The sequence below is a fragment of the Bradyrhizobium sp. dw_411 genome (assembly GCF_018449695.1).
Taxonomy (GTDB): Bacteria; Pseudomonadota; Alphaproteobacteria; order Rhizobiales; family Xanthobacteraceae; genus Bradyrhizobium.
Map to the genome: position 1 here is coordinate 52931 of NZ_JAAVUY010000030.1, position 10536 is coordinate 63466.

General features: G+C 61.1%; 11 protein-coding genes. 8 read left to right on the forward strand and 3 right to left on the reverse strand.

Going from position 1 to position 10536, the window contains the following annotated elements; genetic code table 11:
• Window positions 1–11: 11 nt before the first annotated feature.
• The 3 genes from HB676_RS32375 to HB676_RS32385 all read left to right on the forward strand — a co-directional run bounded on the left by HB676_RS32375 (window position 12) and on the right by HB676_RS32385 (window position 1843).
• A complete protein-coding gene (locus HB676_RS32375) occupies window positions 12–548 on the forward strand; it encodes a DUF4142 domain-containing protein (RefSeq protein ID WP_213742569.1) in 537 nt (178 codons plus the stop codon).
• 78 nt (window positions 549–626) lie between these two features.
• Window positions 627–1181 carry a phosphatase PAP2 family protein gene (locus HB676_RS32380; RefSeq protein WP_213742570.1) on the forward strand — a complete coding sequence of 185 codons (555 nt, stop codon included), beginning with the start codon at window positions 627–629 and terminating at the stop codon, window positions 1179–1181.
• 29 nt (window positions 1182–1210) lie between these two features.
• Window positions 1211–1843 carry a cupin domain-containing protein gene (locus HB676_RS32385; RefSeq protein WP_213742571.1) on the forward strand — a complete coding sequence of 211 codons (633 nt, stop codon included), beginning with the start codon at window positions 1211–1213 and terminating at the stop codon, window positions 1841–1843.
• A 23-nt stretch (window positions 1844–1866) separates the two neighbouring features.
• Here the strand turns inward: HB676_RS32385 and HB676_RS32390 are convergent, their stop codons facing one another.
• Window positions 1867–2877, reverse strand: coding sequence for a zinc-binding alcohol dehydrogenase family protein (locus HB676_RS32390; protein ID WP_213742572.1), 1011 nt, complete (start codon window positions 2875–2877; stop codon window positions 1867–1869).
• Window positions 2878–2989: 112 nt separating this feature from the next.
• On the opposite strand from HB676_RS32390, the gene HB676_RS32395 reads away from it, so the two are divergent.
• Window positions 2990–3886 carry a LysR family transcriptional regulator gene (locus HB676_RS32395; RefSeq protein ID WP_213742573.1) on the forward strand — a complete coding sequence of 299 codons (897 nt, stop codon included), beginning with the start codon at window positions 2990–2992 and terminating at the stop codon, window positions 3884–3886.
• Window positions 3887–4269: 383 nt separating this feature from the next.
• Window positions 4270–6063, forward strand: coding sequence for a hypothetical protein (locus HB676_RS32400; protein WP_213742574.1), 1794 nt, complete (start codon window positions 4270–4272; stop codon window positions 6061–6063).
• A 105-nt stretch (window positions 6064–6168) separates the two neighbouring features.
• Here HB676_RS32400 and HB676_RS32405 read toward each other — a convergent pair whose 3' ends face one another.
• Together HB676_RS32405 and HB676_RS32410 are read right to left on the reverse strand one after the other, a co-directional pair.
• Window positions 6169–6345, reverse strand: a complete 177-nt coding sequence (locus tag HB676_RS32405) for a hypothetical protein (RefSeq protein WP_213742575.1) — start codon at window positions 6343–6345, stop codon at window positions 6169–6171.
• A 126-nt stretch (window positions 6346–6471) separates the two neighbouring features.
• On the reverse strand, window positions 6472–7767 hold the full coding sequence (locus HB676_RS32410) for a DUF892 family protein (RefSeq protein ID WP_213742576.1): 1296 nt from the start codon (window positions 7765–7767) through the stop codon (window positions 6472–6474).
• A 216-nt stretch (window positions 7768–7983) separates the two neighbouring features.
• Between HB676_RS32410 and HB676_RS32415 the strand changes: the two genes are divergently transcribed.
• The 3 genes from HB676_RS32415 (at window position 7984) to HB676_RS32425 (ending at window position 10361) form a co-directional block, all read left to right on the forward strand.
• Window positions 7984–9285 (forward strand): sorbosone dehydrogenase family protein, encoded by a 1302-nt coding sequence (locus HB676_RS32415; protein ID WP_213742577.1) that lies wholly within the window; start codon window positions 7984–7986, stop codon window positions 9283–9285.
• A 187-nt stretch (window positions 9286–9472) separates the two neighbouring features.
• Window positions 9473–9832 (forward strand): DUF488 domain-containing protein, encoded by a 360-nt coding sequence (locus tag HB676_RS32420; protein ID WP_213742578.1) that lies wholly within the window; start codon window positions 9473–9475, stop codon window positions 9830–9832.
• A 214-nt stretch (window positions 9833–10046) separates the two neighbouring features.
• Window positions 10047–10361 (forward strand): hypothetical protein, encoded by a 315-nt coding sequence (locus tag HB676_RS32425; RefSeq protein ID WP_218625917.1) that lies wholly within the window; start codon window positions 10047–10049, stop codon window positions 10359–10361.
• Window positions 10362–10536 lie beyond the last annotated feature (175 nt).

Genomic DNA, 10536 nt, shown 5'->3' on the forward strand with positions numbered 1-10536 from the left:
GGACACGTGACATGAAAAGGACGGCACTGACGGTCGCCGCGACGGCACTCCTGATTTCCACATCCGCTTTCGCGCAATCGGTCGGGGAAAAGACCGGCGTCAACTCCACGCTCGGCATCAGCCCGACCACAGCCGATTTCGTCAAGGAAGCCGCGATGAGCGACATGACCGAAATCGCGGCCGCCAAGATCGGCCAGGAGCGTGGCAACGCGCCGGAAAAGGCTTTTGCAGCTCAGATGATCACCGATCACACCAAGACATCCGAAGAGCTCAATTCAATAGCTCCGGCAGACGCCAAGGCCACGGTCCCTCCTGCGCTTGATAGTTCGTCGCAGAGCAAGATCGACAAACTCAAGAATGCGAAGCCCGAGGACTTCTCCTCCGACTACGATTCGATGCAGGTCAGCGCCCATAAGGATGCGGTTTCGCTGTTCGAGCGCTACGCCAAGAGCGGCGATGATCCGAAGTTGAAGGACTGGGCCGGCAAGACGCTTCCGGCCCTGCAGCACCATCTCGAAATGGCGCAGAACCTCCGCAAGATGGATTAGCCGCCATATCAAATTTGCTCCAGAGCACGCAACATCAACGGGTTGTGGCCGTCATTGGCCTGATAAATGCGAGGAACAATGGCGCTTGTTCGCGTAAACCCCACCCGCGCTGACTTCGCGATCGCCGACGGCATCGCCGCGCGAACCGATCCACCTGCCGAACATGTTGCCGAAGCAGTCACTTGGGGCGCCGACGAACACGTCCTGTGCGCCCTCGCTGTCGGCTGGTGGCTCTACGCGCGAAAGCGCGGCGCACCCGTTCGTCGTGCCAGCGATCATGTTCTAGTCACGACACTCGCCGCCGCCGCCCTGCCGCATGTGCTCAAACGTATTTTCGATCAGGAGCGCCCTGATCGTTTGACGGCACTCGGACACCTGCATGGCATCCCGTTATCCGGAAAGCGCCTCGACGCGTTTCCCTCCGGCCACGCCGTCCATATCGGCGCCCTGGCATCAGCGGCGACAGTAATGCCGGCGGCCCAGCGCAATGCCATCTGGGCAGTGGGAGGCGGATTGGTGCTCACACGGATTGTTCTGCTCGCCCATTGGACAAGCGATGTCGTCGCGGGCCTGGCTGTCGGGGTCATCGTAGAGCGCCTGCTCCGGTGTGTGACCGGCTTTGGGCGGCGCTGAACTTACCTCTTCTTGCCTGAAAGCATCGCATGGCTGTTCTCGAATCTCTGAAGAAAATGGCTGAAAAGGCAACCGGCATGGCGAGGCCGTCACGCAGCCAGGTCAAAGAGCTGGTCCGGTCGCGCAAGGCAAACGCGTTCTCCTTCAAGGACGACGGCGTAATTCCAAATCATCCCCGTTGGCCGCTGGTGCTTTATCGGGGAGCTATTTCTCTCCCCGGCAATCTCGATCCGGCGGCGATCATCGAAGATCTCTTCGATGAAAATGGCTGGGGAGATTCCTGGCGGAACGGGATTTACGACTACGTCCACTACCATTCGCGCATTCACGAGGTGCTCGGCATCGCCAGGGGCACAGGCGCGGTTCGCTTCGGCGGCAATAACGGCAGGACCATTCAACTAAAGGCCGGCGATGTCGCTATTCTTCCCGCCGGTACCGGCCATCAATGTCTGGCCGCGAGTACCGATTTCCTGGTGGTCGGCGCCTATCCGCCGTCGGGCACCTACGATGAATGCACGAAAAGCGAAGACCACGCCCGCGCGCTGAAAACAATCCCCAGAGTCGGCCGGCCCCGCAAGGATCCCGTCTACGGCACCAAGGGGCCGCTTCTGTCGGCGTGGGAAGCTCTCTCATCGCGCCGGAAAACTCGACGAGCCGGGTAAGGGCCCGCGTCTTGGTTCGATTACTAGTTTTGCGCGTGCATAATCACGCGCCCGAAGGGACGATCCTCGATCAGATAGCGGACGGCTTCAGCAGCCTTAGACATCGGGAATGTCCGGGCGATGGTGGGCTGCAAGGTGCTCTCCTTCAAATATTCGAGCAGCGCCTGGCCGGCTGACGCCACCGTTTGCGGGGTGAAGAGCCTGAAAGTGAAGCCGCGGATTGTCGCCGCCTTCCAGATGATGTCGGTCACGTTGACATCCGCCTCGCGTCCCCCGGCATAACCGGCGATCACCATGGTGCCGCCAAAGGCGAGCGAGGACAGCGCTTGACCGGTCAGCGTTCCGCTGACGCCGTCCACGACCACATCCACGCCCTTGCCGTCGGTGATACGCAGAACGCCATCCTTCAGGCTCTCTTTGGAGAGGTCGATGACATGCTGATATCCTGCCGCGCGGGCGCGCTCGGATTTTTCGGTGTTGCTCGCGGTGGAGATCACCAACGCAGCACCGAGGCGGCGCGCGACCTGCACGGTTTCCATGCCGACGGCACCGCCGATGGCCGGCGCCAGCACGCTCTGTCCCGGCTTGAACTGCGCAAGCTCGGTCAACGCCAGGTAGCCGGTCAGATATCCGGCGCCGGCGAGATAGGCCGCGGCGTGATCGTCGTCGATGCCGTCGGGGATAAGTGAAAGGCCCGCCGCCGGGGCCGCAACGAACTCGCGCCAGGTGCCATCCGCCACAATGCCGAAACCCGGCCCCCTGACGAACACGCGATCGCCGGCACGAAAGGCATTGCTGTTGGTCTCGACGACGACACCCGCGCCGGTCTGGCCGCCGATGCGCGGCAGGTTTTGCGGCGTCGCCGCGTAGTAGTGACCCGAACGAAACGTATTGTCCAACGGGTTGATGCCGACGCTGCGCATCTCGACGAGAACCTCGCCGTCGCGCAATTGGGGCCGCGGCAGCTCGAAGAGCCGGTTTTCGCTGTAATCGCCGTAGGACTTGTACTGAATGGCTTTCATCATCTGGCTCATGTGCTGGGTGCCGCGGGATCGTGCTGGCCGACGATCTACGCCTTCCAAATTCCACTACTAGCGGATAAAATCGGGAAGTGTCCTCTCATGAATGGAAGGCTGGAGATCATCCATGGATCGTCTGGAGGCAATGACCATTCTGGTGGCGGCGGTGGATACCGGCAGCCTCTCGGCGGCCAGCCGGCATCTGCGCATCCCGCTCGCGACAGTCAGCCGAAGGGTTTCGGAGCTGGAAGCGCAGTTGAATGTCCGCCTGCTCCACCGCGGCAACCGAAAGCTTGTTGTGACCGACATCGGGCGCAGCTATGTCGCCTCATGCCGCCGGATCATGGAGGAGATCGCCGAAGCCGAGCGCGCGGCGTCAGGCGAATATCACTCGCCTCAGGGCGAACTGATCATCACCGCGCCCTCGGTCCTGGGCCGCAGTCATGTTCTGCCGATCGTCGTGGAATTTCAGCGGGCCTTTCCGGATATCAGAATGCGGATGCAACTCACCGATCGGCAGGTGAATTTGGTGGAAGAGCACGTCGACCTCGCCGTGCGTCTCGGCGAATTGCCGGACAGCAGCACGATCGGCACACGCGTTGGAGCTATCAAGCTGGTGCTGTGCGCCAGCCCCGCTTACTTGAAAAAGCGCGGCACGCCGAAACGGCCCGCCGATCTCATGGCGCATGACTGCGTGATCCATGAAGGCCATGCAGCGTCGTACCATTGGCAGTTCTTTACCGGAGGGACCGCGCAGACGATCCAGGTCCCCTCACGCCTCGCGGTGAATTTGGCGGAGGCCGCGGCGGTCGCAGGGGCAGGAATTGCCTGGGTATTGTCTTATCTGATCGACGATTTGCTGAAATCGCGATTGCTCGTGAAATTATTAGGCGCGTACGAGCCGCCGCCTATTCCCGTCAGTTTGATCTATCCGAGCCAGCGCCAGGTGCCGCTGAAGTTGCGCGCCTTCCTGGACTTTTCGATTCCGCGGCTGCGGCAGCGGCTCGGCTACAAAAATGCGTAGCGTACGCACGATTTTCGCCATGACGTAGCCGCAATGATCGCTCTCTCCCGTCAACGGATGCTGTTGCCGCGGCGCGAGCCGGACGACGACAAATAAATCGGCGACGCCGGCCGCAGCGGGAAAGGGAACTCGCGTTCCCGCAAATGACGGTGATCCGGCGTTGAGCCGCACCGATAAGAGGCTGCGTCTGCAAAACAAATTCAGAAAATCGATGCAGGATGATGACCGCTTTCGATTCTGGTGTTTTTCGATTCTGGTGTTTTTGCGCAACAGCTGGCCGCGAAAATTCTGTCACGCCGCCGCACGTCATCCAGGGTTCATCGACCGCGCTCAAGTTTCAGCGGCCATAGTGGCAGGGCTTTTGCAGTGCGCAGGAGGTTGTCATGAAACTCGATCCGGTGGCGTGCGCGTGCATGCCAGTCGCTCGTCTTCCGCAAAATAGACGCGGCGGCGGTCTGAAGATCAAACGCGGATTCGGCGGATTGCTGGTGGGTGCGCTGTTTGCGGCATCGCAATTTGCGGCGATGCCGGCTCATGCCGATGAAGCACAATTGCAGCGGCAGATTGACGCCATGAAGCGGCAACTGGCAAACATGGAGCGGGAGCTCACGCAGGCAAGGAAGCAACCAGCTCAGCCACGAACGGCCAGCGCGCCGCAGGCGCAGGGAGCGGTTGTCACGGCTCGCAATGGAAATGAAATCGTCATTCCTGCGCCGGCTCCCCCGCGCCCGGATGACGGCGCAACGATTTTTACCAAGGCGCTCCCGGCCTGGGTTGATGGCATTCATTTTTCGCTGGCCGGATCGTTCATCGCGCTGGACAGCGCGGTAAGACAACATTCCGAAGTCGCGGACGGCGCAAGCAGCCCGCCATTCGGAAGCCCGGGCATTCCGCTACAGAATTCGGCCCTCTACAATGAGAGAGAGTTCCGGGCGAGCGCGCAACAAAGCCGCATCGCCATGAAGGCATGGGGTGATATCGACCCCAATCAGCACCTCAAGGCTTATTACGAAATGGATTTTCTTGGTGCTTCGACAGACTCGAACAATCGCGAGAGCAACAGTTTCACGCCTCGCATCCGTCAGGCCTTTGCCGAATACGACAATGACTTGTGGCACTTCCATTTCGTCGTGGGACAAACCTGGAGCCTGTTGGCGCAGGAGCGAACCGGCATGTTGCCCAACAACGAAAACGTGCCGCTCACGATCGACGCCCAATACGTTGTCGGTTTTGACTGGCTGCGTAATCCGCAGCTTCGATTTGTCTACGACGTCAACAAAGTCGCGTGGTTCGGCGTATCGCTCGAACAGCCGGGCGCGGTCTTCCCCGGCGCTCCCAGCGCGGCATCCGTCTCGCCGCCCGCGCCGATCGCCACCAGCATCAACAATACCTGCACCGGCTCCTCGCACCTCAACGGCACAACGACCTGTTCGAACGACATAGCGCCGGACGTGATCGAGAAATTTGCGCTTGATCCGGGATTCGGCCACTATGAATTGCTCGGCGTCGAACGCTGGTTCTCCGACCAGGTTGCCAATACCACCGTTCCGAACAGTTGGTCGCAGAAAGTAACGATGGGCTGGGGCGTGGGCGGCAACGTCTTGCTGCCTGTCATCGCGAAAACCCTCGACCTGCAAGGCAGCGTTCTCTACGGCCAGGGCATTGGCCGGTATACGTCGAGCCAGTTGCCCGATGCCGTGGTTGGTCCCGACGGCAGCTTGACTACAGTCAAGATGCTGTCGTTTATGGTCGGGGCCGTCGCCCATCCGTTCGAGGGCAGCGACATTTACACTTATTACGGTCAGGACCAGAGCTACGCCAACTCCTGGGCAGTTGGCGGAACGCAAGGCGGCTGGGGCAATCCCAACTTCGTCAACAATGGATGTCTCAACCAGAACCTTGGTGGCGGCACATTGGGTACCTTCAACACACCGATTGGCGGCAGCACCTGTACCTTCGACGTCCAGAAAGCCCAGGAATTCACGATTGGTTTCTGGCAGGACGCCTACAAGGGCAATTGGGGGCGCTTGAGGTACGGTCTGCAATACGAGTATGTAAAGCTGACCGCCTTCCCCGGTGTTCCCGGTCCTGTCACCGCAACCAGCACACCGAACCAAGGGCTGACGCCCAACAACAACATCGTGATGCTCTCGGTCCGCTACTATCCGTTTAACTGAGCCGATAGGTCCCTGTCCTAGATAGGGGGGCGCCGCCGATTTTCCGGCGGCGCTGAAACCCGCAGACCCAGCGCGGCCGCGGTGGCAGTTGTGCACGGCGTGGCGTCAGTGCAGCGATAACTTCCCGACCGGCTTTTTACCATGTTCAGAGATGGCATATAGATGGGCCAACTCGGCATGCAACTTCACCATCTCGGCTAAGGTACCCCGCAACGCGAGGCGTGCATCGCCATCCGCTGCCGCAAGTATCGCCTCCACTGCTTCGTCCAGATTCTTGTCCATACGAACCTCGCCCAAAATAACGACGGGGTTTCGACGCAGTTCCGGGCGCATGAAAATTAGTTGCGCGAGACCGGCGAAGAAAAAAGCGGCCCCAACCGGGGCCGCTTTGTAAGGAACGCGGATAGCCTATTCCGCGGCGGGCTCAGTCTCGAAAGCGGTCTGCTCGATGGCATCAGGCATTTTCGCGACTGACATCAACGAGCGCGCGACTTGATTGAGCAGTTGGTCGGCGTTTTCTTCTTCCGCCAATGATTTTGACAGCAGCGCAACCACCGCACTGTGGCGCAACTGCTGCGCCAGATTGCGGGCGGTCGTATAGCCCGAAATCTCGTAATGCTCGACCCGTTGCGCGGCTCCGATCAGCCCCAGATCCGAGGCCGCATCATCCTTCTTGGCCCCTTCTTCGATCACTTCCTGGCCCTCTTCGACCAGACCCTGCATTCCCTTGCAGGCCTTGGCGCGAGGTGTCTTGCCCAGTAACTCGAAACACTCGTTGAGGCGTTCGATCTGGCCTTCAGTCTCGGCAAGGTGCATTTCGAACAGTTCCCGCAGTTGATCGTATCGCGCGGCCTCTGCCATCTTGGGCAACGCCTTTGTCAACTGCTTCTCGGCATGAAGAATGTCGCGCAGTTGGTCGATCAAAAGCTCGTCAAAGCCAATTGGAACGCCCGTCGGCGAACTTTCGGCGACGATTGAAGGCGCGGTTCCCGGCTCGGCACTTTGAAGCGCCGGCGATTCCGTGAAGACCCACTCGTCGCCCTGGTTCCAGGGGCCACGGGTATCTATCTCGCCATTATCTCCCGCGCCGGTGGAGGTGTTGAAGAACTGGTTCACGAGACCAGGGGTCGGCGCGATGCGACCGATGCTGAACGCGGGCTTCCCCATGCTCTCGAGGGCAAGGGCAAAAGCCTTCATATGGGTAATTTCCCGCGTCATCAGGAACTGCAACGCATCCTTGGTGCCGGCATCGTCGCAGAAATTGATGAGGCGCTCATAGACGATTTTGGCGCGGGCTTCGGCGGCGATGTTGCTGCGCAGGTCCACATCGAGTTCGCCGGTTATTTTCAGGTAGTCCGCGGTCCAGGCACTACCCTGTGAATTGAACAGATTGACGCCGCCGCCGCCCGCGATCGCGATCAACGGGTCGGCTTCCGCTGCCTCGCGGTCGAACTTCGACGGCTTCAAGTGCAGGCGCGCCAAGCTGCCGACGACCTCAAGATGGCTGAGTTCTTCGGTACCGATATCCATCAGGAGGTCCTTGCGGTCCGGATCTTCGCAATTGAGCCCCTGAATCGAATACTGCATGGCAGCGGCCAATTCGCCGTTGGCTCCGCCAAATTGCTCTAGCAGCATATTGCCAAAACGCGGATCGGGTTCGTCGACGCGAACCGTGAACATAAGCTTCTTGACGTGATGATACATGATGAGACCTCGTTGATGGCGGGATTGTTCATTGCCAACCGGACTGATGTCTGAACGTTCCTGAACAATTTTAATTTCGCCAGGGGGAGTTGAGTACGCGAGTGTTCCGCCTGCGACGCGATTGGCGCGGATCGCGGGTGCGTCGGTAAGCCAACATTTGGATGTCAGGCGCCCCCGGCATCGGATAGGGTGCGCGCGATCAAATGGGGAAATGACATGAGCCTATCCAGCAATTTCGCGCGCATCGTCGCGCTGATCGGCGCCGGCGCGGTGCTGTGGCGCCGCTCGCAGGGCGCCCAGCCTGCACCGGCCTGGGGCAGCGCGCCGGTTGTTCCGGAGGCGAAACCGCAGGGCGCGATCCCCACCCTAAAAATGCCGACGGCCCAGGGCTGGAGCACCGGCCAGATGCCGGTGGCGGCGCCGGGGCTCAAGGTCAACGCCTTCGCGACCGGTCTCGACCATCCGCGCTGGATCAACGTGCTGCCCAATGGCGACGTGCTCGTGGCCGAGTCGAACCAGGTCGCGACGAGGATCGGCAGCATCTTCAGCTATGCGATGCAGGCCACGATGCGGCGCGCCCGCGCCCTTGGCGTCAGCGCGAACCGCATCACCCTTCTGCGCGACAGCAATGGCGACGGCATCGCCGAGCAGCGCGGGACGTTCATGGAGGGACTGAGCCAGCCGTTCGGCATGGCGCTGCTCGGCGACACCTTCTATGTCGGCAACACCGATGGCGTGGTGGCCTTTCCCTATGCGGAGGGCGCGGACCGCATCACCGCGGCAGGACGCAAGCTCACCACCTTCAAGCCCGGCGGGCATTGGACGCGCAGCCTGCTGCCGAGCGCCGATGGCAAAAAGCTTTATGCCGGCGTCGGCTCGCAAAGCAATATCGCCGAGAGCGGCATGGCCGTCGAGGAAGGCCGGGCGGCGATCTACGAACTCGATCTCGCCGCGGGCACGAGCCGCATCTTCGCCGGCGGCCTGCGCAATCCGGTGGGGCTGGCATGGGAGCCGCGGACCGGCGTGCTCTGGACTGTCGTCAACGAGCGCGACGGCCTCGGCGACGAAACACCTCCGGACTATCTGACGTCCGTGCGCGATGGCGGCTTCTACGGCTGGCCCTATTGCTATTGGGGGCAGACGGTGGACGATCGCGTGCCGCAGGATCGCGCGGCGGTCGCCAGGGCGCTGACGCCGGACTACGCGCTTGGCGGCCACACCGCGTCGCTGGGTCTGTGCTGGTTGCCGGCCGGCACGCTGCCGGGCTTTCCCGAGGGCATGGCGATCGGCCAGCATGGCTCCTGGAATCGCAGCACGCTGAGCGGCTACAAGGTGGTCTTCGTGCCGTTCGAGAACGGACGCCCGGCCGGACCGGCGCGGGATATCCTGAGCGGCTTCCTCGCGCCGGACGAGCGGGTGTCCTATGGACGCCCGGTCGGCGTGACGCTTGGGCCTGACGGCGCTCTTCTGGTCGCGGACGACGTCGGCAACGTGATCTGGCGCGTCACCGGCGCGTAGCGGGCTCAAGCACGCACCGCGAAAACTTTTATCGGAGAAATACAAGCGTCCGGCGACGACGCTTCGTCCCCATGCGCCGTCGCGTCCGATAGAGCCTTCGGATGAGCCCAGTCATATCAAAATATGATCGAACGGGGCACCGGGATGGCTTTCTATATACCATGGACGTGAAAACCGAGGACTGAACATGGCATCGATCGAGATCAAGAGAGTTTACGAACCTCGCTCTCGCGGCGATGGCGAGAGAATCCTGGTAGATCGATTGTGGCCGCGCGGCCTCCGCAAGGAGAACGCTCGCATCGATCTCTGGGAAAAAGATATTGCACCAACTCCCTCGCTCAGGATGTGGTTCGATCATCGCGCGGATCGCTTCGGTGAATTCAAGCGACGCTACCGGGAAGAACTCAAATCGAACCCGGCTGTAACGCAGATGCTTGAGGCGATCGGCAATCGCAAGGCGACCTTGCTGTATGGGGCACGGGACACGAGTGTAAATCACGCGGTGGTGCTCGCGGAGTTTCTCGAAAAGGCCCGTAGCAGGAAATGACGATCGGCCCGTGGCCACGGCCGTCGATCGCGGCAATGTTAAAGGCTTGGCATTTACTAGCGGCGCAACTGACCCGGATCGGACACGCGACGTCAAGGGTCTTGTAGCGCTGCGTTCAACCGGCATTCCGCCGTCATGGACCGAGAGACTGGTTGCGGCGGGGTCACCCAGGCCCTAAACTTTATGCGTGCGCCACCCGATCGACATCGCCATCATGTTTGCAGCCCTTTGGCTGTTGGGGTCGATGGTGCTCGACTATGTGACGCCGAAGGAATTGACGGTTTACATGATCGCCGCGGCGACCGCGCCGGCGGTGGTCGGTACAGCGCTTGCTTATTATTTGCGATTTCCCACCATCGATTTCGTATTGATACTGGCGACGCTGTGGTTGATTGCGGCGTTCACGCTTGAGTGGATCTCGCCGGTGCCGCTGCCCGGTTTCATGATCGGCGCCGCAGTGGCTCCGGCACTGATCGTGGGAGCGATTTTACGCTGGCACCGTTACCGCTCGCGCCAGCGTTCGGGTTAGCGATATGCATTGAAGCGGAAGTCCGCCGGACCTCATCCTGAGGAGCGGCCACTTGGCCGCGTCTCGAAGGATGGATGCAACACTCGGACTCGCGGCCATCCTTCGAGACGCTTGCTTCGCAAGCTCCTCAGCGACTGTCTTGTTAGTCAAGCGTTTTGCCATGGGCGATTATCCC

Bases quoted from the DNA above. Each gene is read 5' to 3' on its own strand.
- HB676_RS32375 (WP_213742569.1), top strand. From the start codon at position 12: ATGAAAAGGACGGCACTGACGGTCGCCGCGACGGCACTCCTGATTTCC.
- HB676_RS32380 (WP_213742570.1), top strand. From the start codon at position 627: ATGGCGCTTGTTCGCGTAAACCCCACCCGCGCTGACTTCGCGATCGCC.
- HB676_RS32385 (WP_213742571.1), top strand. From the start codon at position 1,211: ATGGCTGTTCTCGAATCTCTGAAGAAAATGGCTGAAAAGGCAACCGGC.
- HB676_RS32390 (WP_213742572.1), bottom strand. From the start codon at position 2,877: ATGAGCCAGATGATGAAAGCCATTCAGTACAAGTCCTACGGCGATTAC.
- HB676_RS32395 (WP_213742573.1), top strand. From the start codon at position 2,990: ATGGATCGTCTGGAGGCAATGACCATTCTGGTGGCGGCGGTGGATACC.
- HB676_RS32400 (WP_213742574.1), top strand. From the start codon at position 4,270: ATGAAACTCGATCCGGTGGCGTGCGCGTGCATGCCAGTCGCTCGTCTT.
- HB676_RS32405 (WP_213742575.1), bottom strand. From the start codon at position 6,345: ATGGACAAGAATCTGGACGAAGCAGTGGAGGCGATACTTGCGGCAGCG.
- HB676_RS32410 (WP_213742576.1), bottom strand. From the start codon at position 7,767: ATGTATCATCACGTCAAGAAGCTTATGTTCACGGTTCGCGTCGACGAA.
- HB676_RS32415 (WP_213742577.1), top strand. From the start codon at position 7,984: ATGAGCCTATCCAGCAATTTCGCGCGCATCGTCGCGCTGATCGGCGCC.
- HB676_RS32420 (WP_213742578.1), top strand. From the start codon at position 9,473: ATGGCATCGATCGAGATCAAGAGAGTTTACGAACCTCGCTCTCGCGGC.
- HB676_RS32425 (WP_218625917.1), top strand. From the start codon at position 10,047: ATGTTTGCAGCCCTTTGGCTGTTGGGGTCGATGGTGCTCGACTATGTG.